The sequence below is a fragment of the Pyxidicoccus sp. M6 genome (assembly GCF_055568925.1).
Map to the genome: position 1 here is coordinate 1,571,870 of NZ_CM145714.1, position 25,094 is coordinate 1,596,963.

Sequence of the window (25,094 nt, forward strand, 5' to 3'; positions counted from 1 at the left end):
GCGTACGCGGCGCGGCCTTTCGCCTCTTCAGCGGCGAACGCGCCCTCGTGCACGTGCATGAGGGGCGCGGTGGTTGCCGCCTTCAGCCGAGCGCGCCCTCGCGCACGCGGGTGAAGACCTCGTCGTAGCGCCCCTGCGCGTAGGCCCGGGCCAGCTCCGGGTAGCGGCCCTGGCGCAGCTCTCGGAGGTACGCGTACTTCGCGGCGTGGTAGCCCGCCACGGCCCACGCCAGGCGGGACGCGTCCGCGCCACCCCGAAACAGCGCGCCCTTCAGCATGCAGTCGCGCACCCAGGACGCCACGCGCTGCACACCCACGGGCTTCAGCGGCCGCCGCTCCGCGTGCGCGCGCAGGGCCCAGAGCAGCGCGTACCGCTCCTCCTTCGCCGAGCGCCTCTCCACCGACGTGGCGAAGCGGTGCTCAATCGGCGCGTGCACGCGGCCGCCCGGCATCTTCGGCAGCGCCTCGTGGACAATCTGCTCCGCCTTCCACACGGCCCTGTCCCGGCGCACCAGGCGCGCGCGCCACTGGGTGCGGAAGAGGAAGCGGTGCCCGTCCAGCTCCGCCCAGTCCCGCCGGGGCAGCCGGTACACCGCCTCCGTGGGCGACGACGCCTTCCACGCGCGCAGCGTCTCCACCGCCTCCGGCGACAGCGTCTCGTCCGAGTCGAGGAAGAAGACGTAGTCGCACGGCGCCAGCGCGGCCACCGCGGCCTTGCGCGCCGCCCCGTAGCCGTGCCACGCGTGCGGCACCGAGCGCGCCCCCATCGAGCGCGCCAGCTCCGCCGAGCCGTCCGTGGCGCCGGAGTCCAGCGCCACCACGTCGTCGCAGAGGGCCAGCAGCCCGCGCAGGCACGGCTCCAGCGTGTCCCGGTTGTCGCGGTGCAGGACGTAGCCGCCGAGCCTCACAGCCCCAGCCCCTTCAGCTGCGCGTCGAAGGCGTCCGCGGTGGTGAAGAGGTGGCCGCGCAGGCCCAGCGCGTTGGCCGCGTCCACGAACTCCTGCAAGTCGTCGAAGAAGGCGGCCTCGTGCGGCGCGCAGCCCACGCCCGCGAGCGCGCGCCGGTAGATTTCCGGCTCCGGCTTCACGTGGCCCACCTCGCAGCTCATCACCACGCTGTCGAAGCGCTGGAGCACGGGCAGGAGCGGCCGAAGGTACGCGGCGTGGAGCGCGTTGGTGTTGGACACCAGCCCCAGCTTCACCCGGCCCACCAGCCCCTCCACGCGCGGCAGCACGGCCGTGTGCAGCGTGAAGTGGCTGCTCCAGAGCGGCGCGAACTCCGCCATGGGCAGGTCCACGCCGAGCGCGCGGCACACGTCCCGGCGGATGCCCTCGGCGTCCAGGAGTCCCCGGTTGGCGGCCGTCCAGCCCGCGCCGGTGAGCCGCTGGCCCACCTCCGGGCCGGAGAGCCCCACGCGCGCGCCCAGCCGCGTGAAGAGCCGCGCGTTGTCATGGAAGACGAGGACGTTGCCCAAGTCCAACAGCACCGCCTTCACCGCCGCCATGAAGCCTCCTTCAGATTCGGTAGGCGCGCGCCACGGTCTGCATCTGCTCGGACACCTCGTGCAGCAGCGTCGCCGCCCGCGTCGTGGCCGCCAGGCCCTGCTGGGTGTCGTTCATCATCGAGGACAGGTCCGTCACCGCGCCGAAGATTTGTGCGATGCCCGCGTTCTGCTGGGCCACCGCGCCGGCAATCTGCCTCACCGCAGAGGCGTTGTCCTGGATGATGGTGGCCAGTTCCTTCAGCCGCTCGCCGCTGCTGCGCACCTGCTCCAGGCCCGCCTCCACGCGCGCGTGGCCCGCCTCCGTCATCCGCGCGGTGGAGAGGATGGCGTTGCCCAGCTCGTCGAGGATGTCGCGCACCCGCACCGTGGAGTCGATGGACTGGTCCGCGAGGCTGCGGATTTCGCGCGCCACCACGCCAAAGCCCTTGCCGTGCTCGCCCGAGCGCGCCGCCTCAATCGCCGCGTTGAGCGCCAGCATGTTGGACTGGTCCGCCAAATCCTTCACCGTCTGCGTAATCCCGCCAATCTGGCGCGTGCGCTCGTTGAGCTGCGAGATTCGGTCGGTCATCTGCCGGGACTGCGCCAGCAGGGACTGGAAGCCGCCGAGGCTGTCGCGGATGTCCCCCTCGCCCGCCTGGCCGACCTCCTCCGCGCGCGCGGCCACCGTCAGCACCGCGTCCGCCTTCTCCGCGGCCAGGAGCGACGTCTGCTTGATTTCCTGCGCCGTCACCTGCGTCTCCTGCAGGGCGGCGGCCTGGCGCGCCACGTTGCGCTCCTGCTGGGCGGCGGCGGCCTGGAGCTCCGCCACCGTCTCGCTGAGCACGCGGGTGCCCTTGTGCAGGCTCTGCGCCGTGTCGCGCAACTGCCGCACCAACTGGCCGAAGGCGCCGGCCAGCTCGCCCACCTCGTCGTCGTCCGCCTTCACGTCGATGGCCTGGGTGAGGTCGCCCTCGCGGACGATGCGCGTCACCGCCTCGCGCAGGGCCAGCACCGGGCCGGTGATTCGGCGCGCGAGCAGCCACGCGCCCACCACGCCCACGACAAGGAAGCCCGCGGCCAGCAGCAGCGCCACCGTGCGCGCACGGTTCACCGGCGCGTAGGCCTCGTTTGGGTCCACCAGCGCCACGAATCGCCAGCCGTCGCCCACGTCCTTCACGTCCGTGCCGTTGATGGCGGACACCGCCAGGAGCCCCTCGTCCCCGCGCGCCTCGGCGCCGCGCGAGTCATGGAGCACCGTGCCGTCCGGACGGTGCAGCGCGAGGGCGAAGCTCGTCCAGCCGCGCTGGCTCGCGCGGGCGAGCGACGGGCGCACCAGCTCATCCACCTGGGCCCAGTCGAAGGCGGCCAGCAGCACGCCCATGCGGTGGTTCGACGCGGGGTCGACCACGGGCGCCGCCAGGGACAGCACGCGCACGCCGAGCACCGGGTCCTCGTGGGTGAGGCCGTCGCTGGTGGTGCGGCCCTGCTGGGCCTCACGGAACCAGGAGCTCTTGAGGACCATGTCCGGGTCGGCGGCGTACGCGTCGCGCAGCGCGGGCATGCTGGCGGACACGGCGTGGCCCTCGTCGTTGAAGAGGACGATGCCGTTGAGGGTGAGGTAGCGGCGCTGGAGCAGCGCCAGCAGCGTGTCCGCGGCCTGGAGATTGCCGGTGCGCAGCGCGGAGCGCACGTCCGTGTCCTCCGCCCAGTTGCGCAGGCTCGCCTCGCGCTCGGCGAGCGTCGCCTCCATCAAATCTCTCACGCCCTCGGCTTCCCGAAGCAGCGACGCGCGAATCTGCTCCTCCAGCATCCGCCGCGCATTGTGCGTCTGGAGCCAGTTGAGCAGCAGCAGCGGAACGACGGACAACAGGGTGACGTACAACGTCAGGCGCCCGCGCAGCGACAGGGCGCCGAGGAGGGGGAGTGACATGAGCCTCGGGGCTCGGCGGGCGGGGGCCCCCCGAGATGGTTGCCCCTCGCCCTATACCAGAGCCCTGAACGCCCGTACGGCCTTCCGCGCCTGCCTGCCTAGAGGACGGGCACGCGGTCGGGCAAATCCCTGGCCGGCACGTTGGAGTAGTCCGCGTCCACGTCCAGCAGCACCCGCTGCTTCACCCGCGAGCTCAGCAATCTCCGCATGCGTCCGAGGAATTCAGGAGGCGCCGCGATGACGAGCTTGTCGAAGGCGTGGCGATCATGCCCCTTGTCCAGGTAGTCGGACAGCTCGCGGGCGAAGCGGTCATGCTCCACCACCTTGCGGCCGTTGGGTTCGTTCTCCACCGGCGGGCCGTGGAGCGTGCCCGCGTTGGGGTTGTCTGGCTGGTTGAGCAGCTCGAAGGCCTTGGCGCGACTCTCCTCGTGTTGGAACTCCTCCACCAGATGCCAATCCCCCTGTGCCTTCGCGTCCGTCGCGAAGAGCCGCGCACGGCTCGCGTTCCCCACGAGAATCCAGAGCGTTCCATCCGCCATGTCGTTCGTCTCCTTTAGGTTGGGAGATGAGGACCGGTATGGCGCCCGGCAAGCTTCCGTCACCGAGCCGCGCCCCCGCCGCGCGCAGGGCAGGCGGCCATGTCCCACCCGGGTTGACATGGGAGGTGATTCGGCCGCCCGCCCGCCCTCGGAGGAGCGTTCCGTTGTGGGAGGCGACAGGGTAAAACGTCCGGCATGCGTATTCCCCCCGCCTCCTCCGTCGCCCTGTTGGCGCTCGCGCTGTGGGTCCATCCCGCGCGGGCCCAGGACCAGGGCGGACTCGGTCTGGATTTGAGCAGCGATTCCTCCACACAGCAGTCCGGCCAGGACATGGGCCTGGACCTGCGCCCCGAAGATGACCCGAAGGCGGCGCTGATGCCGCGCTTCGTCCTGCTCGGCCTGGACACGCCCGAGCGCGCCGGCGCGCAGCAGGCGTCCGCCTGGCTGAAGACGCTGGCGAGCGGGGCCTTGTCGTCGGGAATGGTGACGCTGGGCTCCAACCTCCGGGAGGTGCGCGAGCGGCTGGAGGGCGGTTACGACGCGGCGGTGCGCTGCACGGAGGCCTCGTGCCTGGCGGAGCCGGCGGAGTCGCTGGACGCGGACCTGCTCACCACCGCGCGGCTGTCGCTGGAGGACGCGGGCTGGACGCTGCGCGCGTGGACGTATGACCGCGACAAGCGCGTGGTGCACGAGGACGTGGTGACGGGGCGCAACCCGAAGGACGCCGCCTTCCTGAAGGAGGCCGCCACGAAGCTGTCCAACCGGATGATGGCGCTGGCCCGTCCGCGCGCGGTGCTGAAGGTGACCGTCAACGTGCAGACGGCGGTGGTGAAGGTGGGCGAGCGCATCCTCGGCGTGGGCGAGGTGGAGGCGCGGCTGCCGCCGGGCACCCAGCAGCTCGAGGTGTCCGCGGACGAGTACAGCACCTATACGAAGACGCTGAACCTGAAGCCCGGCGCGCGCGAGTCCCTGGAGGTGAACCTGGAAATCTCCGGCCCGGCGCCGGAGGGTCCCGAGGACGCGGTGGCGGGTCTGTCCAAGAAGAAGAGCGGGGAAAGCAGCGTGCCCGCCATCCTGAAGCGGCCGGCGCTCTACACCGCGCTGGTGGGCCTGGCGGCGGTGGGCGTGGGCCTCGTCATGGGCAAGAGCGCCAAGGACGTGGAGAAGCGCGCGACGGACGCGAATGGCGACGGCATCTACGATTTGTCGCGCAAGGAGCGGCTGGACGCGCAGTCGAAGGCGAACCTCGCCACGGCGCTCGTCGCCGGAGGCGGCGTGGTGGCGGCCGGCAGCGTGGTGTGGCTGGTGCTGGTGCCCTCGCGCAGCGCCCCGGCTTCGTCCACCACCGTGGCGCCGGCCAATGGCGGCGCCGCCCCGTCCTCCTCCACCGCGCTCCACCTCATCGTCGGCGGGAGCTTCTGAGCCCTATGAAGACCTTCAATCCCTGGCTGCGTGCGCTGTGCGCCCTGTTGCTCCTGTCCGGCGCGGCGGGCTGCAGCGTGGACTTCCCCAACGATGTTCCCTACACCTGCGCCGCGGACGCGGACTGCGGCGGCGACGGCTACGTGTGCACGTCGCTGCCCAACGACGGCCCCCGGTACTGCTGCCTCCCCGAGCCCACCGAGCTCTGCAACTTCGTGGACGACGACTGCGACGGCCAGGTGGATGAGCTGGACACGTCCTGCTACTCGGGCCCCGAGGGCACCGACGGCGTGGGTCTGTGCCACGCCGGCCAGTCCGTGTGCAGCCGCAACGGAGAGACCGTCTGCTCCAACCAGGTGCTCCCGGGCACCGAGAAGTGCAACAGCAAGGACGACGACTGCGACGGCAGCACCGACGAGGACTTTGATTTGAAGGCGGACCCCAAGAACTGCGGCCGCTGCGGCGCGGCGTGCTCCATCCTGCAGGACTGCGTGAATGGTGAGTGCGTCGCGCACTGAACGCGCGGGGGAGCGGGCCACCGGGACGTGTAGGTGATCGCCCGCCTCGCGGCGGGGTCCTCCCCCGAGGCACCCCGCCGCGCGCACCCACGCCCACCCTTCCGCTTCACCCCTGAGACTCCACGCCGTGACTCCGCGCCCCCAGCCCTGTTCACCAGCCGTCAGCCGGCGCGAGGTCCTCGCGGCCCCGGCGTGGCGACTGGCGAACGGCCCCTGCGGGCCGGGTGGGTGTTCTTCGGAGGGCGCGGACTCGAAAATTCCTCGCGTGTGGCATCGCGAATTCTCACAGCCCGACAGGTCCGCCGTCCCTGGGAAGACAGACGCGCATGAGAGGGTTGCCGTCTGGCCCTCGCATGGAAATTTCTTCCCATCATGGGCTCTGATGACCTCTTCGCACAGACCGTCCTGTCCACCGCCGGGGGCGCCGTGTCGGGCGTCGTGAACCGGTCCGACGTGGAGCTGCGGGAAGGCTCCACGTTGGGGAACTACCAGCTCGAGCGGCTCCTCGGAGAGGGGTCCATGGGCAAGGTGTTCCAGGCGCGCCATGCGCGGCTGGGGCGCCAGGTGGCGCTCAAGGTGCTCAAGGCCGAGCACGCACGGGACAGCGGCTTCGTGCAGCGCTTCTTCCAGGAGGCGCGCACCGTCAATCAAATCAACCACGAGCACATCGTCGAAATCTTCGACTTCGTGGACGAGGGCGAGGGCGGGCACGTCTACTGCGTGATGGAGCTGTTGCGCGGGCAGAGCCTGACGTCGCTCGTGATGGAGGAGAAGCTGACGCTCGCGCGCATCCAGCGCATCGTCGTGCAGGTCTGCGCGGCGCTGGGGGCGGCGCACCAGGTGGGCGTGGTGCACCGGGACGTCAAGCCGGACAACCTCTTCATCATCCACCGCGCGGGGCAGCCGGACTTCGTGAAGGTGCTGGACTTCGGCGTGGCGAAGCTCCTCACGTCCGAGGGCAACACCACGGGGACGATGGACGGCACCATCATCGGCACGCCCGCGTACATGGCTCCGGAGCAGGCCGCGGGGCTGCAGGTGGACCCGCGCGCGGACGTGTACGCGGTGGGCAACATCCTCTACGAGCTGCTCGCCGGGAAGCCTCCGTTCCAGGCCCCGGCCTTCGGCCAGCTGGTGGTGCAAATCATCACCCAGCCGCCGCCGCCGCTGCCCTCGCAACTGCCCTCCGGTGAGCCGCTGCCGCCACAGCTGGCGGAGCTGGTGCTGCGCTGCCTCGCGAAGGAGCCGGAGGCGCGGCCTCAGTCGCTGGCGGAGGTGACGACGGCGCTGCTGCTGCTGCCCACGACGGCGGCCGCCAACGCGCCGGTGTTGTCCGAGGCCGACGCGTCGGACCCCTCGGAGCGGCCCACCCAGAAGATGCGCGCGGCGGCGGGGCCGTGGCGCTCCCGCGCGATGCTGGCCGCGGGCGCGGCGGTGGTGGCGCTGGTGTCCGGCGCGCTCACGTGGACGGGCCTGCGGCCCATGCGCGAGCCCGCGCCGCCTCCACTGGCGGCGGGTGCGGCGTCGGTGGTGGCGGCGGCGGAAGCGCCCTCGTCCGCGACGTACGGGCCCGTGACGCTGACGGTGCACTCCTTCCCGGAAGGGGCGCAGGTGCTGCGCTCGGACACGGGCGAGGTGCTGGGCGTCACGCCGCTCGTCAAGGAGCTGCCGGGCGGCAACGCGGCCCTGGGCCTGCGGGTGGAGCTGGCCGGCTACGTCCCGTCGGAGCGGGTGGTGCGGCTGGACACGCACGCGGTGCTGGAGGTGCCGCTCGCCAAGGCGCAGACGGCGCCCCGGCACACGCCGGCGTCGTCGCGGCCGGGGACTCGGAAGGGTGGGGTGCGCGATGCGGTCATCGACCCGTTCGCGGCTCCTTGATGGGTTGACGCTGGCGCTGGGTGGGTTGCTGCTGCAGGGGGCTCCGTCGTCCGCGTGGGCGGCGGAAGGCACCGTGGCGGCGGTGACGCCCACGGCCGAGGTGCAGGCGCGCGCGCGCTTCGCGGAGGGCAACCTCGCGTACGACGTGGGGGACTTCGACAAGGCGCTGAAGTCCTTCAGCGAGGCGTACCGGCTCAAGCCGCTGCCGGGCTTCCTCTTCAACATGGCGCAATGCCACCGGCAGCTCGGCCAGTTCTCCCGCGCGGCCTTCTTCTACCGGCGCTACCTGTCGCTGCTGCCGGACGCGCCGTCCGCGCCGGTGGTGCAGGAGCTGGTGCAGGAGATGGAGGCCCGCGCCCGCGAGCAGGAGGCGCGGCGGCAGGAGCGCGAGCGCGTCGAGCGGGACAAGCAGGTGCATCGTGCCCGCGCCGAGGCGGCGAAGGCCGAGGCCGAGGCCGCCGCCCGCCGCCGCGCGGAGCTGGAGGCCGAGCAGCGCGCGCTGGAGGCGCGCACGGCACACTCGCTCACGAGTCCCGCGCCCCAGGCACAGGCCCGCGTGGCCACGCCGTGGACGCGCAAGTGGTGGGTGTGGGCCGGAGCGGGCGCCGCCGCGGCGCTCGTCACCACCGGCGTCATCCTCGCGACGAGCGGCCCGGACGCGCGGCCCACGTCGCTGGGCAGCGTGGGAAGCACGCGCCAGGCCGCGCCAGCATTCAGCGCGGCGGCGCGGCCTGCGCGATGACTTGCGCGGCGATGCGGCCGATGCGCTCGTTGAAGCCTTCCGCGTCATGGAAGGTGAGGCGCACGTCGCCCACCTGGAGCTGCACGCCCGGCGTCAGCACGGTGGGCTGTTCCGGCTCCAGCGCCACGCCCTCCAGCGACACGGGACGCGAGCCGGGCAGGCGCGTCACCTGCCACCGTCCGTCCGGCGCGGGACTCAGGGTGAGCTGCTCCCGGGACACCGTGGCGTCGTTGACCACCAGGGCGTTGTGCGACGCGCGCCCCAGGCCGATGGGCCCGCGCTCGGCCATGGCCACCAGCTCGAAGCACATGGCGTCGCCCGCGGGCAGGCAGTCGCGCAAATCCGTCAGCGGCAGCCGCGTGGCGGCCACGTTGCCTTCCAGCGTCTCCGGGACATTCCAGGCGCCCGCCTCCCACACCAGCCACGGGTGTGGGTACTTGGCGCGAAACTTCTCCTTGAGCGCCATGTGCTGACGCACGAGCAGGGAGAGCAACAGAGCGCGAGCCATGAGGACTCCATAACCTCCCTCACCCGGGAGTGGGGCACAAGGCGCAAACCCGCTGTCCACGTGTCCACGAATGGGCGGAAGCGGGCCAGGGGGGCCCACTCGCGTGCGGGCCGGGGGCTGTAGTACACCCTCGCCCACATGCTGTCGCAGGTCCCATGCGGCGCCTGCTGATCCGCAACCTCCTGCCTCCCGGAAACGAGATGCGCCGTCTGTCCGCCGTCGTGCTGTGCGCGGCCCTGTGGGCCGCCTGTGAAGACTCCGAGAAGGGTGTCACCCCCACGGACCCGCCCTTCACCCAGACATTCCCGGACGCGGGCACGCCGGACGCAGGGCCCAGGGAGTGGGCCTGCCAGCGCGACACGGTGGTGCACGGCGCGCCCCTCTCCCTCCTGTCGCAGCTCCAGCTGGAGATGAGCCGCGCGACGACGGGCGAGGCGCGCGTGGCGGCCATCGACCGGTTCGTGGCGGCGGTGGCCGAGCAGGGTGGCACGCCGCTGGTGAGCGACTCCTCCACCATCCGTCCCCGGGTGGCCTTCTTCGTGCGCGGCGAAGCAGGGAAGGACACCTACGTGGCGGGTGCCTTCAACGAGTGGTCCGCCACCGCCACACCGCTGGTGCAGGTGCGGGACACGGACCTGTACGTGGCGGAGGTGGACATCCCCCGCACCGGCCCGCAGCCGTACAAGCTGGTGAAGGACGGCAACTACTTCCAGGACCCGGCCGCGCACCACGTGGTGTGGGACGGCCTCAACCGCAACGACGTGGGCCAGTTCAACTCGCTGGTGTACCCGGGGCTGCAGGACACGACGAAGGGCCGGCTCACCGCGTGGTACGGCGTGCACTCCACCGTGCTGAACGACGCGCGCGACGTCTTCGTCTACACGCCCGCGGCATACGACGGGCCGGACTGCCCCGAGCTGCCCGTCATGTACTTCCACGACGGCAACGAGAGCCTCACCCGCGAGTCCTTCGCCCAGGCCGCGGACGACTGGTACGCGGCGCACCCGGGGGACTCTGCGGTGCTCGTCTTCGTGGCGCTGCCCAATCAGAACGTGCGCCTGGCGCAGTACACCTTCCCGCCGAAGAAGGACCCGAACTGGCCCACCCCGCTCGGGGACGAATACCTGGCCTTCATCCGCGACGACCTGATGCCGCGCGTGGAGGCGGCGTACCGCGTGAAGAAGGGGCCCCAGGACACGGGCATCGCGGGCGCGTCGCTGGGTGGGCTCATCTCCGTGTACGCGGGCTTCCAGATGCCGGACCGCTTCGGCTTCGTGGGCTGCCAGTCCGGCTCGCTGTTCTGGCCGCATGACGGAGAGGTGGACCGGAACGACGGCAACGCGATGGTCGTCCGCGCGGGACAGGACCCGGTGGTGTCGCTGCGTTTCTACGTGGACCACGGCTCGCCCACGACGGGCTGCACGCGCGACAGCGAGCAGGGCGGCGACGACTGCCAGTCCAGCCTCCAGTTCGTCACGGCACTGAAGGGCAAGGGCTACACCGTGGCCCACCTGAACGAGCCGGGCGCCGCGCACGACTGGTTCTACTGGAAGAAGCGCCTGCCGAAGCTCCTGTGCTCCTTCCGCAACGCGGACCCGAAGACGTGCGGCCTCTAGGCTGTTAGCGCGTCGTCAGGGCTCCGCCTCTCGGCTTCGCGCTCACAGCTTCGCGGCGATGGCCCGGGCCAGCCGGCCCGGCGCCCCCGCGTCCAGCGAGAGGAACAGGCGCGGCTCCGTCACCTCCACCTCCTGGAGCCGCGTGTGGCCCGCGTTGTCCGTGGCCACGTCCACGCGCGCGTAGAGCAGCGGCTGGCCGATGGCCTCCAGCACGGATTCGGCGAGGCGCAGCTCCGCCGCGTTGTCGGGTGTGAAGGCGCGAGGCTCGGAGAAGCCGCGCGGCGCGTCCTGCAGCGTGGGCGGCCGGTGCACGGCGTGGCTGAAGGCGCCGTCGAAGTAGATGTAGCTGCGCTCGCCCTCCGTCTCGAAGGCGGTGAGGTACGGCTGCACCATGACCTCGCACCCGGCGGCCAGCTCGGCGACGCGGGCGGTGGCCGTCTTCGCGTCCGAGCGGGGGAAGACGTACGTCTTGAGCGCGCCCGCGGACACGGCGGGCTTGAGCACCACCGCGTCCCAGCCGCGCTCGCGGGCCAGGGCGCCCACGTCGAGCGTGCCGCCGCGCTCCACCCAGACGGTGGGCGTCACGGGCACGCCCTTCGCCTCCAGCTCGCGCAGGTAGAGCTTGTGCGTGTTCCAGCGCAGGACATCGGGCGGGTTGTGGAGGCGGGTGAGGCGGCCCACGCGCTCTGTCCAGGCGACGAACTCATCGCGGCGCAGGTGGACGTCCCACGTGTTGCGCACCAGGGCCAGGCGCACGGTGCGCCAGTCCACGGATGCGTCGTCCCAGATGACGGGCCGCGCCTCCAGTCCCAGGTCCGCCAGCGCGGGCAGGAGCGGGGCGTCGAAGGCGTCGAGCTGCGGCAGGCCGGAGTAGGTGAGGACGGCGACGTCCAAGGTGGAGGCTCCCGGTGAGGAATCGGCGCCGCCTTGATAGCGCGGACCGCTCGGGGGCGCAGCGGTTCCGCGCCCCACGTGGGCAGCCGCGTCTGGTGTCGCTCACGCACCGGGCGGGGAGACGTGTGCTCCATGCATGAGGGCACGTGCATGCCGCTCACGCTCCAGGTGCGTGACACACGGGGACTGTACTGCCCTCGCTGCCGCGCTCTGTTACGCCCGCATGGTGAGCCGCTGGCTGGTGCGCACGTCGTCCGCCGCCTGCTGCTCCACCACCGCGCGGCGCGTCTGCTCCATGGCGTCGCGCGCCGCCTGCGCCATCAGCGCCTGCCCGCGAGGGAAGGGAGCGGCCGCGCCCTCCAGGGAGAGCAACTGCGCGCGCAGGTCCGCGCCCGTGGCGGTGCGGCGCGCCGGGTCCTTCTCCAACAGGCGCATCACCACCGCGTCCAGCGCCGGAGGCACCTCCGGGTTGAAGCGCGAGGGCGGCTCCACCTGCTGGTCCACCGCCGCGCGCAGCAGCAACTCATCCGTGGGCGCCTGCAGCGCGCGCCGGCCGGTGAGCACCTCGTACAGCGTCAGGCCCAGCGCGAAGAGGTCCGCGCGCCCGTCGAAGGGGCGCCCCATGGCCTGCTCCGGCGCCATGTAGCCCAGCTTGCCGCGCACGCTGCCGGCCAGGGTGAGCTGCGCGCGCGCCGCGCCCCGGGCGATGCCGAAGTCCGACAGCTTCACGTCGCCGAAGCGCGACACCAGCACGTTGGGCGGGTTGACGTCGCGGTGCACCAGCCGCAGCGGCTGCCCGTCCGGGCCCGTCTTCCGGTGGAGGTAGTCCAGCGCGGACGCCAGCTCCGCGGCGACGTACGTGGCCGCCGCCAACGGCAACGGCTTGCGCCCCAGCGCCTTGGAGAGGCTGCTCAGGGGCAGCCCGTCCACGAACTCCATGGCGAGGAAGTACGTGCCGCCGTGGCGGCCCAAATCAAATACCTGGACGATGTTGGGGTGGTTGAGCGAGGAGCACAGCTCCGCCTCGTGGCGGAAGAGGGTGACGAACTCCTCGTTGTCGGTGAAGGCCGGGAGGATTCGCTTGAGGGCCACCGCCTTCTGGAAGCCGCCCTCGGGGCAGTAGGTGGCGCGGTACACCTCCGCCATGCCGCCCGCGCCGATGCGCTCGTGCAGCACGTACTTGCCCATGACCTCCTGCTCGCGCAGCGCGGACAGCGCGCCGCGGGTGAGCTGCAGGAAGTGGCGCGCGAGGATGGCGGTGAAGACGCCCGCCGCGACGAAGAAGAAGGCGCGCGTGGCGATGAAGCGCGGCGTGAGGGTGATGAGCGCGTCTTCCGGCAGCAGCGGGCGCACGAAGAAGAAATAGATGCCCAGGTACTCGGCGGCCACGAGGATGCCGGCGGAGAGCGCCAGCTTCGGGTTGCTGCGCAGCGTGGCCAGCGTAATCAGCGTGGGCCAGATGACGATGGTGGGCGCGGTGAGCGCGTAGATGGGGCCCTGGTAGCGGAGGTCGAACGCGAGCACCACCGCGGGGATGCTCACTTCAATCGCCACGTTGATCCACGGCACGGCGGGGTGGAAGACGCCGGAGCGCAGCACCCGCCACAGCACCGTGTACCAGACGCACAACACCGCGGAGAGCCCCATCAGCGCCTGCGTCAGCCCCCAGCCCAGCGAGGGCCCCAGCGCCGCCGCCACCACCACCGAGGCACCGGAGAGGCCCGCCATGAAGCGGGCCACGGACAACTCCCGCGCCTGCGCGTCCCGGCGCAGATGGCTGTCGAGGAAGCGCGAGACGGGACTCGTCTGGGTGGGGGTGGCCATGGCGTGCGAACTCTATAAGGGTGGGACTGCGGGTGCTGGGGCACCCCGAGTGTGGCGCTGACGCACTGCGCGATACATCCGCCCAGGTGCTACCCCAGGGCGCTGGACTCAGTACGTAAGCTGTCGCTGAAATGTTTCACGGGGTACGCTCCGAGCGTGCCAAGGACCTGCCACCTTCCCCGTGGCGGTGTCCGCCGGGAGACCCACCGAATGCGAATGTACCCACGCCTCCTGCTGGCTGCGCTCGGCGCGGTCCTACTCTTCAACGCCGCATGTTCGGACGACCCTACCTGTGAGGGAGACGGCTGTGGCATCGCCCCGCCCGTCTGCGGCAACGGGGTGAAGGAGGGCAGCGAGCAGTGCGACGACAACAACCGCGCCAACGGTGACGGCTGCGAGTCGGACTGTACGCCGACGCCCGCCGCCACCGCCCGATGTGGCAACGGCAAGGTGGAGGGGCTGGAGGTATGCGACGACGGCAACACGGACGGGGGTGATGCCTGCGCGGCGGACTGCTCGTTCGTGGTGAGCCGCTGCGCCGCCGCGTCCGCGCCCGCGCTCCCGAGCGGGGCCACCTGCGAGGTGACGAAGGCGGGCAACGGCGCGCGCCTCTTCACGGGCGTGGTGCTGAAGGACGGCGAGACGCTGCTGGGCGGCCAGGTGCTGGTGGACGACAAGGGCGTCATCCAGTGCTCCGCGTGCGACTGCTCCAGCACGGCCGGCGCCGCGGACGCCACGCAGGTGTCCTGCCCGACGGGCGTCATCTCCCCGGGCCTCATCAACTCGCACGACCACATCACCTTCCCGGACAAGCCGTATGTCTCGACGACGCCGGAGGAGCGCTTCGAGCAGCGCCAGGACTGGCGCCGCGGCCTGAATGGGCACACGCGCATCGACAACAACGGCAGCAAGACGGCCGCTGACGTCCTCGGCTTCCAGGAGCTGCGGCAGGTGATGGCGGGCACCACCAGCATCGCGGGCGCCGGCGGCTCCGCTGGCGGCGCGCAGCGCCTCATGCGCAACGTGGACTCCAGCACGGTGGCCCGCCAGGAGGGACTCGAGGAGGGCTACGCGGACTCGGACACCTTCCCGCTGGGTGACAACGGCGGTGAGACGCTGTCCACGGGCTGCAACTACCCGGCGCTGCCGTCGTCCTCGGGGCTGCCGAAGGTGGCCGCCTACCTGCCGCACATCGCCGAGGGCATCGACGCCCGGGCGGCCAACGAGTTCCGCTGCCTGTCCTCTGGCAACTCCGACGTGCTCTTCGCGCGCACGGCCATCGTCCACGGCATGGGCCTGACGGCGAAGGACATCGCCACCATGGCGGCGCGGGGCACCGGCCTCATCTGGTCGCCGCGCTCCAACATCGCGCTGTACGGCGACACGGCCATGATTCCGGCCTACCAGCACCTGGGCGTCAGCATCGCCCTGGGCACCGACTGGCTCCAGTCCGGCTCCATGAACCTGCTGCGCGAGCTCCAGTGCGCGGACTACCTCAACACCACGTACTACGCGAAGACGCTGTCCGACGAGCAGCTGTGGCGCATGGTGACGGCCAACGCCGCGGACGCGACGGACATCTTCGAGAAGGTGGGCCGCATCGCCCCGGGCAAGCTCGCGGACCTGGCCATCTACCGGCTGCGCACCTTCGCCAACTCGCCGCACCGCGCGGTGGTGACGGCCAACCCCGAGGACGTGGTCCTCACCATGCGCGGCGGCAAGGCGCTCTACGGTGACGGCGCCCTGATGGACGCGCTGAAGGGCGCGGACGCCTGCGACACGCTGGACGTGTGCGGCGCCGCCAAGGCGGTGTGCCTCGAGTCGGAGGTGGGCAAGAACCTGGCGGCCCTGCAGGCGGCCAACAGCAGCGCGTACCCGCTGTTCGCCTGCGGCGCGCCGCAGAACGAGCCCGTGTGCGCGCCCCGCCGCGCCTCCGAGGACTCGCGGTGGATGGCCTCCATCAACGGCTCCTCGCTCTACACCAGCGAGGTGAAGCCGGACGACAAGGACGGCGACGGCGTCATCGACAGCGCGGACAACTGCCCCACCATCTTCAACCCCGTGCGCCCCATGGACAACGGCGCGCAGGCGGACTCGGACGGGGACCGCGTGGGTGACGCGTGCGACCCGTGCCCGCTGGACGCCAACGCCACCTCGTGCACCGTGAAGAACCCCGCGGACGACGACGGCGACGGCGTGCCCACGTGGAAGGACAACTGCCCCTTCCTGGCCAACGCGAACCAGGCGGACGGGGACTCGGACGGCAAGGGCGATGTGTGCGACGGCTGCCCCGCGCAGGCCGGCGGCACCTGCGACAAGACGGACCCCTCGGACGCGGACTTCGACGGCATCCTGTCTCCGGGCGACAACTGCCCCTACCTGGCCAACCCGGACCAGGTGGACACGGACGGTGACGGCCAGGGCAACGCGTGCGACGCGTGCCTCGTGGCGAACCCCGATGGCGCCCCGTGCCCCAGCACCATCCACGAGCTGAAGACGAAGGTGAGTGGCGCCGTTCCGCTGCTCAACAACAAGGTGGCGCTGTCCAACGTCATCGTCACCGCGGTGAATGCCACCGGCACCAGCGGCTACTTCGTCCAGGCCTTCCCGCCCCCCGCGGGCAAGGGCGTGGAGTACTCCGGCATCTACGTCTTCGGGCCCAAGGCGGAAATCGCCGTGGGTGACCGGCTGGACATCACCCAGGCGAACCTCGTGCTCTACTTCGGCGTGCTGGAGCTCACGAACGTGACGTTCACGAAGCTCAGCTCGGGCAACGGGCTGCCGGACCCGGTGGTGGTCCGCTCCGAGGAGGTGCGCACCGGCGGCGCTCGCGCCGAGGCGCTGGACGGCGTGCTGCTGGAGCTGCGCGACGTCTACGTCACCAGCGGCAAGGACACCCGCGGCTCCATCACCGTGGACGAGAACCAGAATGCCACGGCGGGCCTCAAGGTGGATGACCAGGCCTACGACTTCCCGTTGCCGGCCCTGGGCACGCGGTACATCACCCTGCGCGGCCCGCTGACCTTCAGCTTCAACGAGTACCGGCTCCTGCCGCGCGGCGCGGGCGACATGCGCGTCCCGCTGCCGCCGCTGCCCGCGCTGACGGGCTTCACCGGTGGCGGCTACATCCGCGTGGGCTCGCCCACCGGGGACACCTTCCCGGCGGCGCTCACCGTGGCCATGGCCTCCACCTTCCCCGAGGACGTCACCGTGGCCATCGCCTCCAGTGACGGCTCGGCGCTGGGCGCGGTGAATGGCGGCGTGGTCATCCCCGCGGGCCAGACGTCCGCGACGGTGAAGCTGGAGCCGCGGGCCCAGGCCGCCGCCGTCACCCTCACGGCGACGCTGGGGAGCTCCTCCGTGCAGCACGAGGTGCGCGTGCTGGGACAGAACGAGCAGCCCAACGTCACCGGCATCGACTCCGCCTCGGCGAAGATTGTGCCGGGCGGAACGACGACGCTGACGGTGGTGCTGGACCGGCCGGCGCCCGCCAACACCACGGTGACGCTGAGCGTGGAGCCGGCGACGGGCTTCGGCTCCGTCGTCCCGGCGAACGGGATGCTGGCGGTGGCGGAGAACGCCATGCGGGCGAGCTTCACCTTCACCGCGGACGCGGATGCCGCGGGCGCCTCGGGCACGGTGAAGGCGGAGCTGGGCAGCAGCACGGCCAGCACCACCCTGACGCTGGACCAGGAGGCGCCGCGCCTGGTGTCCGTGGAACCGCTCACGGCCGGGCCGGTGCCCGCCGGTGGCACGCGCGAGTTCCGGCTGACGGTGGACCGGCCCGCGACGCAGGACTCGGTGGTGACGTTGGCGGCCACGCCGGGGACGGGCGTGACGCGCTACGGCTCGGTGCCCGCCACGGTGACGCTGCTCACGGGCCAGACGGAGGCCACCTTCACCTTCACCGCCGACGCGGACGGTGGGGGCGCGGGCAAGGTGTCCGCCTCGCTGTTCGGCATCACCCGGGAGGCGGACCTCGTGGTGACGCCGCCGCCGCCGAAGCTGAGCGCGCTGTCTCCGGCGACGGCGTCGGTGGCGTCGGGCCGGACGCTCACCTTCACGGTGACGCTGGACCGTCCCGCCCAGACAGACGACACGGACGTGGCGCTGACCCTGGAGCCCGCGACGGGCGTGGGCTCGGTGCCGCCCACGGTGCGCGTGGCGAAGGATGCCGCGACGGCCACCTTCATCTTCACCGCCGCGGAGCTCGACGCTCCGGCCCAGGTCACCGTCAAGGCGAGCTTCGGTGGCGTGGAGAAGACGGCCCAGGTGAACGTCGTCGTCGTCGCGGGCCGCGGGCTGGTCATCAACGAAATCGACTACGACCAGCAGAGCACGGACACGAAGGAGTTCGTGGAGATCTACAACAGCTCCGCTTCCGAGGTGTCGCTGAGCGGACTGGTGCTGGTGTTCGTCAACGGGTCGGACAAGAAGGAGTACGCCCGCATCAACCTGGCGCCCGCCACGTCGCTGGCGCCGGGCCAGTACCTGGTGGTCGGCTCGGAGACCGTCCTGAATGGCATCACCTCGGCGGCGGTGAAGAAGCTCGCCGGGCCGGCCGTCATCCAGAACGGCAACCCGGACGCGGTGGCCATCTTCGACACGACGCAGGCGCGCGTCGTGGATGCGCTGTCCTACGGCGGTGCCATCACCGAGGCGGCCATCAATGGCGTGACGGGCACGGTCAACGTCACGGAGGGCACGGAGGCGACCACCACGCTGGTCGACACCGTGTCCGCCACCAGCGAGATATCCCTGTCGCGCAGCGCGGACTCCGTGGACACCAACGTCAACGCGGCCGACTTCAAGAAGACGACGACGGTGACGCCCGGCGCGGTGAACGTCATCACCGCTCCGGCCCTGGCTCCGTGAGGCTGGCGCGGCCTGAGCGCCGCGCGAGCCGTTGAGAGACATTGAACGGGCGGTCCCCACGAGTCGGGGGCCGCCCGGTTCATTTCCGGGTGCCGGGGATGAGAGGGATTGCGCGCGTCCCGCGCTACCTCGCCTGCGCCCCAGCCGTCATCAGGCTGTGCAGCGCGGCCACCAGCGGGTCATGGTCGAGCGTGGCGCGGAAGAGGTTCTGATGCACCAGCACGCCCATGTAGCCGCCGAAGAGGCCGTGGGCGGCGTGCAGGGCGTCCACGTCCTGGCGGAACTCGCCCGTCCTCTGGCCGTGGCGGATGATGCCTTCCAGCACCTTCGCGTAGAGGGCCAGCTTCTCGCGGATGGCGTCCGCGACGCGGTCGTTCGACTCCGCCGCCTCGGCCGCCAGCATGGCGAAGAAGATGCCGTACTCCCGATGGCAGCGGAGGAACTCCTGGGTGCGCTCGGTGAAGGCCTGGAGCTGCTCCCGCGCGGGGCGGGCGCGGGCTTCCTGGAGGTGGTTGCTGAACTCGCGGACGCAGCGCTGGTGCAGCTCTTCAATCGCCGCCAGCAGCAGGTCCTCCTTGGTGGGGAAATGCCAGTACAGCGCCCCGGGCGTCATCCGGATGGCGCGCGACAGGTCCGCCATCGTCGTGGCGAGGAAGCCGCGGCGGGAGAACAGGTTGATGGCCGCCTCGAGGATTTCCACCCGCGTGCGCGCCGCCCGCTCCTGTTTGATTTCCCGCTGAGCCGGTTCCCTACCCATATCAATGCAATTCTATACCTCATGCCATCAGGGTTACCTTGACAATCTCCGGCGGAGAGCCGACGCGCAGCGGCGGACCCCAGAAGCCTGTTCCCCGGCTGACATAGAGATGGCTTTCCCCCTCCTGGAAGTGCCCCGCGTCGTGCTGCCAGATGGCTGACACCGCGAGCGTGAAGGGGAAGAACTGGCCGCCGTGTGTATGGCCGGAGAGCTGCAAGCCCATGCCTGCCTTCGCCGCCTCGGCCCAGTTGGACGGCTGGTGTGCGAGCAGCACGGCGGCGCGCTCCGCGTCCCTGCCTGCGATTGCCGCGTCCAAATCGTAGCCGGCGCGCGTCTTCCGCGCGGCCCAGTCGTCCACGCCCACCAGGTCGAAGGAGGCCGCCGCGTCGCCGATGCGCACGTGGCGATTGCGCAGCACGTGGATGCCCATGCGCTCCAGCGCGTCCGCCCACTTCGCGTGGCCCCAGTAGTACTCGTGGTTGCCGGTGACGAAGTAGGTGCCGTGGCGCGTCTTCAGGTTCTGCAACGCGGAGACGGCGGGCGCGAGCGAGGCCACGTGGCCATCCACCAGGTCCCCGGTGATGCACACGAGGTCCGGGCGCAGCGCGTCGCACCGTGCCACCAGCTCGTCCATGAAGCGGCGCTGGATGATGGGGCCCACGTGGATGTCGCTGAGGTGCACAATCGTGAAGCCGTCCAGCGCGCGGGGCAGGCCGGGCAGGCGCACGGCGACCTCGCTCACGACGGGCGCGTGGAAGGCGCGCCACATGCCGAAGCCCGTCACGCCGCCCGAGGCGAGCAGCGCGCCGCCCGCGGTGGCTCGCGCGAGGAAGCGGCGGCGCTCCACGTCCACGGGCCGCGAGGGCTCGGGCGCGGCGACGAGCGCCACGGGGACCACCTCCGGAGCAGGGATGGCCGGGGACATGCGCTGACCCACGGCGATGGCAACCGACTCCACCTGCCGCGCCTCGGTGGCCGCCTCCGTCGCCACCACCTTCCGCCGTCTCCGCATCACCCACCCCACCACGCGCCTCGTGCCTCCCACCGTCCAGAAGGCGAAGAGCAGGTAGGTGGCCGCGCCCATCCACGTCCACACCGCGGTGGCCACGGCGAAGGTGGCGTCCATGGGGATGAAGCGCGTCACGGACCACGACAGCAGGAGCGGCACGGCCAGCGCCGCCATCACCCAAACGCCCAGCCTGCGCCAGCGGGGGTTCTCCGTCGTGTCCACGAACAGGCGCCGGTACAGGTAGATGTGGGCGAGCAGCGTGATGACGCCCGAGACGACAGCGAAGACGATGAAGCGGACCAGCGAATCCATCCTCCTCCCATAGCCGGCTCACCGGGGCGCACCGCAACGCAATCCGTGTGAAGAAGTGTGGACCGCGAGCGAACTGCCACGCCGCCCCGCGCCAATCCAGGAGAGAGCCGGAACGCCCTGGGAGTGAAATGACTCGCCCTCATGCAACCGTGTAACAGATGGTCGCCTGGAGGGGCACCGGGAGTCGTTCTCGCGGTACAAGGGAACGAGGTTTGGCCGTATACACCGCCCCCGCCGGTTGGCCCCTGGCGCTGCGCCTCTCGTGTGACGGCGCGAGAAGCCAGTTGGACGTGCGCTCACACCCGGAGGATGAAGCGATGCGCAAGGACATGAACGCGGGAGCCCGTGCCCTGTGGGGATTGCTGCTCGGGGCCCTGCTGCTGGCCGGCTGTGAGCGCGAGCCGGGCCCGGTCGAGGCCGTGGCCACGCCGGGCGCCCCCGCCACCCGGGCGTTCCGGGTGGTGCCTCAAGGCGATTTGCCCCGGCTGGCGGGAGGCGGGCAGCACTCGCTCTACATCGCCCCGGGCGGCGCGGTGTGGACGTGGGGCGGCAACTCCTCCGGGCAGCTCGGCGGGGGGGACTTCTCCTTCCAGCGAACGGTGCCGGCGCAGGTGCCGGGGCTGACGGACGTGGTGGCGGTGGCGGCGGGGGACTCGCACTCGCTGGCGCTGCGCTCGGACGGGACGGTGTGGACGTGGGGCGGCAACAACTCCGGGCAGCTCGGCGATGGCACCACGACGGACCGCGCCACGCCGAAGCAGGTGCTGACGGAGGTGGTGGCGGTGGCCGCGGGCGAGTACCACTCGCTGGCGCTGCGCGCGGACGGCACGGTGTGGGCGTGGGGCATCAACTTCAACGGCCAGCTCGGCCGGGGCACCACCTCCGCGCTGGAGAGCGTACCCGGACAGGTGCCGGGCCTGACGGGCGTGGTGGCGCTCTCCGCCGGCTATGACTTCACGGTGGCGGCGTGCAACGACGGCACCGTGTGGGCCTGGGGTGCCAACGGCTCAGGCCAGCTCGGCGACGGCACCTACACTCAGCGCACGTCGCCCGTGAAAGTCACCGGGCTCAGCGGCATCACCGCCGTGGCCGCGGGCACCTACCACGTGCTGGCGCTGCGCACGGACGGCACGGTGTGGGCGTGGGGCTCCAACGGCTCCGGGCAGCTCGGCGACGGGACGTGGACGGACCACACCACGCCGGTGCAGGTGCCGGGCTTCACGGACGCGAAGGCCGTGGCCGCGCAGGACTCCGGCTCGCTGGCGCTGCGCAAGACGGGCACCGTGCTGGCGTGGGGCTACAACGCCTCCGGGCAGCTCGGCGACGGCACCACCACGGAGCGCGGCTCGCCCGTGTCCGTGCTGAACCTGAGCGCGGTGACGGCACTGGCGGCGGGCACGCAGCACGCGCTGGTGCTGCGCCAGGACGGCACGCTGTGGGCATGGGGTGGCGGCGCGTCCGGCCAGCTCGGCCACGGCGGCTCCGAGCGCCACCTCGGTCCGGAGGCGGTGCTGCGCCTCGTCGGCGTCACGGCGCTCGCGTCGGGCAGCTTCCACTCGCTGGCGCTGCTCTCGGACGGCACGGTGTGGGCGTGGGGGCGCAACACGTACGGGCAGCTCGGCGACGGCACGCAGACGGACCGCACCTCCGCGGTGAAGGTGTCGCTGTCCGGCACCGTGGTGGCGGTGGCCGCGGCCAGCCACCACTCGGTGGCGCTGCGCTCGGACGGGACGGTGTGGATGTGGGGGCGCAATGCCTCCGGGCAGCTCGGCGACGGCACCACGACGGACCGCGCGGTGCCAATGCAGGTTCCGGGGCTGACGAGCGTGGTGGCGGTGGCGGCGGGCGGCAGCCACATGCTGGCGCTGAAGGGGGACGGCACGGTGTGGGCGTGGGGCTACAACGCGCTGGGGCAGCTCGGCGACGGCACCACGGTGGGTAAGACGTCGCCGGTGCGCGTGTCGACGCTGACGGGCGTGACGGCGGTGGCGGCGGGCACGTACTTCTCCGTGGCGCTGCGCTCGGACAAGACGGTGTGGACGTGGGGCGAGGGCTACGAGGGCCAGCTCGGCGACGGCGCCGGGGTGCAGCGCACGGCGCCGGTGCTGGTGCCCGAGCTGACGAGCGTGGCGGCGGTGGCCGCGGGCGCAGCGCACGTAGTGGCGGCGCGCACGGACGGTACGGTGTGGGCGTGGGGCGACAACGCCGACGGGCAGCTCGGCGACGGCACCTGGTCGGACCGCTTCCGTCCGGTGCAGGTGCCCGGCCTGGCGGGCGTCACCGCCGTCAGCGGTGGGCGCTCGCACTCGATGGCGCTCCTGTCCGACGGCACGCTGCGCGCCTGGGGCTCCAACGGCTACGGCCAGCTGGGCGACGGCACGCTCACCTCGCGCGCGACGCCCGCGGTGGTGCCGGGCGTGTCGGGCGTGAAGGCGCTGTGCCCCGCCTACCTGCACGTGCTGGCGCTGCGGCAGGACGGCACGGTGCGCGCGTGGGGCTACAACCGCTTCGGCCAGCTCGGCCTCGGCGTGGCGGGCTGGAGCGCGGTGCCGGTGCAGGTGCGCGGCTTCGGGCGTGAGGAGCGGCTGGCGGCCGGCCGCGCCCACTCGCTGCTGGTGCGCCGCGACGGCACGCTGCTCGCGTGGGGACAGAATGCGTCCGGCCAGCTCGGCGACGGCTCCAACATCCACCGCGCGTCGCCCGTGTCCGTGCCCGGCGTGCCGTGCGTCCGCTCCGTCTCCACCGGCTTGCAGCACACGCTGGCGCTGGCGTGTGACGGCACGGTGTGGGCCTGGGGCGCCAACAACCGGGGGCAGCTCGGCAGCGGCACTTCGTATGTGACGCGCTCCACGCCCGTCATGGTGGACGGGCTGTCAGGCGTGGTGTCCGTCGCGGCGGGCGGAGACACCTCGCTGGCGCTGCGCGCGGACGGCTCCGTGTGGAGCTGGGGCGGCAACCTCTACGGGCAGCTCGCCGACGGCACCACGACGGACCGCGCCACCCCCGCGCAGGTGAAGCGGCTGAGCGGCATGGTGGCGGTGACGCTGGGCGAGACGCACGGCCTGGGCCTGGGCGAGGACGGCACGCTGTGGGCCTGGGGCGCCAACGGCTCCGGCCAGCTCGGCGACGGCAGCACCACCAGCAGCACCGTACCGGTGAAGGTGAAGGGACTGGACGGCGTCATGTCCGTGGCGGCGGGGCGGGCCTTCTCGCTGGCCCTGCGCACGGACGGCACGCTGTGGGCGTGGGGGACGAATCCCTCCGGCCAGCTCGGCGACGGCACCAACGTCAACCGCTCGCTGCCCAAGCAGGTGACGGGGGTGGAGACCGTCACCGCCATGTCGGCGGGCGCGCACCATGTGCTGGCGGTGCGCACGGACGGCACGCTGTGGGCCTGGGGCGACAACAGCCTGGGCCAGTTGGGTGACGGCACGTACACGTCCACGGCCATGCCGAAGCAGGTGCCGGGCATCGCGGACGTGGCGGCGGTGGCCGCCGGTGAGCAGTACGGGCTGGCGCTGCTGCGCGACGGCTCGGTGCGCTCGTGGGGCAGCAACGAGTACGGCCAGCTCGGCGACGTGTCCTCCGGTCCGCGCCTGGAGCCGGTGGAGGTGAAGGTGCAGGGGCCGAAAATCCGGCCCCCGGTGCTCGACGTGCGCGCGTGGCACCAGCACGCGCTGGTGCTGCTGGCGGACCGCACGGTGCATGCGTGGGGCGACAACTCCTCCGGCCAGCTCGGCGACGGCACCACGGTGAGCCGCTCCGCGCCCGCCGCGGTGAGCGGGCTGACGGACGTGCAGATGGTGTCCTCGGGCGTCTACCACTCGCTGGCGCTGAAGGGGGACGGCACGGTGTGGGCTTGGGGTGGCAATGGCTTCGGGCAGCTCGGCGACGGCACCACCACGACGCGGACCTCGCCGGTGCAGGTGGTGGGCCTGTCGGACGTGACGGCCATCGCCGCCGGCAGCTACCACTCGCTGGCGGTGCGCTCGGACGGCAGCGTGTGGGCGTGGGGCTACAACGCCTTCGGCCAGCTCGGTGACGGCACCGCCGAGACGCAGTTGCTGCCGGTGCAGGTGGAGGGCATCGACGCGGCGAGGCTCGTGGCCGCGGGAGAGCACCACTCGCTGGCGCTGCTCGAGGACGGCACCCTGGTGGGCTGGGGCTACAACGCCAGCGGGCAGCTCGGTGACGGCTCCTCCACCACGCGCTACGCGCGGGTGCCGGTGCTGGCGCTGACGGGCGTGGTGGAGGTGCAGGCCGGCGCGTACCACACGCTGGCGCGCCTCGAGGACGGCACGGTGTGGACGTGGGGCGACAACAGCTTCGGCCAGCTCGGTGCGGTGGGTCCCAAGTCGCGCCTGGTGCCCGGCGTGGTGCAGGGTGTGTCGGGCGCGACGGTTGTCAGCGCCGGGTCGCGGCACTCGCTGGCCATCAGTCCGCAGGGCACGGTGTGGACGTGGGGCCGCAACTCCCACGGGCAGCTCGGCAACGGGGACAGCCTCCAGCATTCCGAGCCCGTGGTGGTGAAGGGCGTGTCGCAGGCCGGGCGCGTGTCCGCGGGCGGCGACTTCTCCATGGCCATGCTGGTGGACGGCACCGTGCTGAGCTGGGGCAGCAACCTCCACGGTACGCTGGGACAGGGCGTCCGCGGCACGCGCTGCTCGCCCGGCGCCGTCGTCCTGCCCTGAGCGAAGGGGCGCGGAAGGGCGCCACGGCGCGCCCTTCTCAGGTGCCCGTTACCCGACGACATCCGCAATGGGGTTGCATTGACGGGTGGCCCTTCCT

16 protein-coding genes are annotated in these 25,094 nt (G+C 71.9%); 7 read left to right on the forward strand and 9 right to left on the reverse strand.

The features are described from left to right. Nucleotides 1-82: 82 nt before the first annotated feature. The 4 genes from ACVTJA_RS06670 to ACVTJA_RS06685 form a co-directional block, all read right to left on the reverse strand. Nucleotides 83-907 carry a glycosyltransferase family 2 protein gene (locus tag ACVTJA_RS06670; RefSeq protein ID WP_465834777.1) on the reverse strand — a complete coding sequence of 275 codons (825 nt, stop codon included), beginning with the start codon at nt 905-907 and terminating at the stop codon, nt 83-85. Continuing rightward, the gene (locus ACVTJA_RS06675; RefSeq protein WP_465834778.1) at nt 904-1,503 is read right to left on the reverse strand and encodes an HAD family hydrolase; all 600 of its coding nucleotides are present in this window, start codon (nt 1,501-1,503) and stop codon (nt 904-906) included. The genes ACVTJA_RS06670 and ACVTJA_RS06675 overlap by 4 nt, the downstream gene beginning before the upstream one ends. A gap of 10 nt (nt 1,504-1,513) precedes the next feature. After that, on the reverse strand, nt 1,514-3,412 hold the full coding sequence (locus ACVTJA_RS06680; RefSeq protein ID WP_465834780.1) for a methyl-accepting chemotaxis protein: 1,899 nt from the start codon (nt 3,410-3,412) through the stop codon (nt 1,514-1,516). A gap of 98 nt (nt 3,413-3,510) precedes the next feature. Next, entirely contained in the window at nt 3,511-3,951 is a 441-nt protein-coding gene (locus ACVTJA_RS06685) for a host attachment protein (RefSeq protein WP_465834781.1), read from the reverse strand. Nucleotides 3,952-4,146: 195 nt separating this feature from the next. Here ACVTJA_RS06685 and ACVTJA_RS06690 point away from each other — a divergent pair, with 195 nt between their 5' ends. From ACVTJA_RS06690 to ACVTJA_RS06705, 4 genes are all read left to right on the forward strand, one after another. Then, a complete protein-coding gene (locus ACVTJA_RS06690; protein ID WP_465834783.1) occupies nt 4,147-5,373 on the forward strand; it encodes a PEGA domain-containing protein in 1,227 nt (408 codons plus the stop codon). A 5-nt stretch (nt 5,374-5,378) separates the two neighbouring features. Then, nucleotides 5,379-5,891 carry a MopE-related protein gene (locus tag ACVTJA_RS06695; protein ID WP_465834785.1) on the forward strand — a complete coding sequence of 171 codons (513 nt, stop codon included), beginning with the start codon at nt 5,379-5,381 and terminating at the stop codon, nt 5,889-5,891. Between the two features lie 372 nt (nt 5,892-6,263). Beyond that, a complete protein-coding gene (locus ACVTJA_RS06700) occupies nt 6,264-7,769 on the forward strand; it encodes a serine/threonine-protein kinase (protein WP_465834786.1) in 1,506 nt (501 codons plus the stop codon). Next, nucleotides 7,738-8,511, forward strand: coding sequence for a tetratricopeptide repeat protein (locus ACVTJA_RS06705; RefSeq protein WP_465834788.1), 774 nt, complete (start codon nt 7,738-7,740; stop codon nt 8,509-8,511). Before ACVTJA_RS06700 ends, ACVTJA_RS06705 begins: the two co-directional genes overlap by 32 nt. Here ACVTJA_RS06705 and ACVTJA_RS06710 read toward each other — a convergent pair. Further along, the gene (locus tag ACVTJA_RS06710) at nt 8,483-9,019 is read right to left on the reverse strand and encodes an FHA domain-containing protein (RefSeq protein WP_465834789.1); all 537 of its coding nucleotides are present in this window, start codon (nt 9,017-9,019) and stop codon (nt 8,483-8,485) included. The two genes, ACVTJA_RS06705 and ACVTJA_RS06710, sit on opposite strands and share 29 nt — an antisense overlap. Before the next feature lie 155 nt (nt 9,020-9,174). Here ACVTJA_RS06710 and ACVTJA_RS06715 point away from each other — a divergent pair, with 155 nt between their 5' ends. Beyond that, on the forward strand, nt 9,175-10,635 hold the full coding sequence (locus ACVTJA_RS06715; RefSeq protein ID WP_465834791.1) for an alpha/beta hydrolase: 1,461 nt from the start codon (nt 9,175-9,177) through the stop codon (nt 10,633-10,635). 42 nt (nt 10,636-10,677) lie between these two features. Here the strand turns inward: ACVTJA_RS06715 and ACVTJA_RS06720 are convergent, their stop codons facing one another. After that, nucleotides 10,678-11,529, reverse strand: coding sequence for an ATP-grasp domain-containing protein (locus ACVTJA_RS06720; protein WP_465834792.1), 852 nt, complete (start codon nt 11,527-11,529; stop codon nt 10,678-10,680). Nucleotides 11,530-11,742: 213 nt separating this feature from the next. Continuing rightward, a complete protein-coding gene (locus ACVTJA_RS06725; RefSeq protein ID WP_465834794.1) occupies nt 11,743-13,353 on the reverse strand; it encodes a serine/threonine-protein kinase in 1,611 nt (536 codons plus the stop codon). A 210-nt stretch (nt 13,354-13,563) separates the two neighbouring features. Between ACVTJA_RS06725 and ACVTJA_RS06730 the strand changes: the two genes are divergently transcribed. Then, nucleotides 13,564-18,228 carry an amidohydrolase family protein gene (locus tag ACVTJA_RS06730; RefSeq protein WP_465834795.1) on the forward strand — a complete coding sequence of 1,555 codons (4,665 nt, stop codon included), beginning with the start codon at nt 13,564-13,566 and terminating at the stop codon, nt 18,226-18,228. A 124-nt stretch (nt 18,229-18,352) separates the two neighbouring features. Here the strand turns inward: ACVTJA_RS06730 and ACVTJA_RS06735 are convergent, their stop codons facing one another. Together ACVTJA_RS06735 and ACVTJA_RS06740 are read right to left on the reverse strand one after the other, a co-directional pair. Then, the gene (locus ACVTJA_RS06735) at nt 18,353-18,985 is read right to left on the reverse strand and encodes a TetR/AcrR family transcriptional regulator (RefSeq protein WP_465834796.1); all 633 of its coding nucleotides are present in this window, start codon (nt 18,983-18,985) and stop codon (nt 18,353-18,355) included. Between the two features lie 19 nt (nt 18,986-19,004). Beyond that, nucleotides 19,005-20,306 (reverse strand): metallophosphoesterase, encoded by a 1,302-nt coding sequence (locus ACVTJA_RS06740; protein WP_465834798.1) that lies wholly within the window; start codon nt 20,304-20,306, stop codon nt 19,005-19,007. Between the two features lie 317 nt (nt 20,307-20,623). Between ACVTJA_RS06740 and ACVTJA_RS06745 the strand changes: the two genes are divergently transcribed. Then, the gene (locus ACVTJA_RS06745) at nt 20,624-24,997 is read left to right on the forward strand and encodes an RCC1 domain-containing protein (protein ID WP_465834800.1); all 4,374 of its coding nucleotides are present in this window, start codon (nt 20,624-20,626) and stop codon (nt 24,995-24,997) included. Nucleotides 24,998-25,094: the final 97 nt, after the last annotated feature.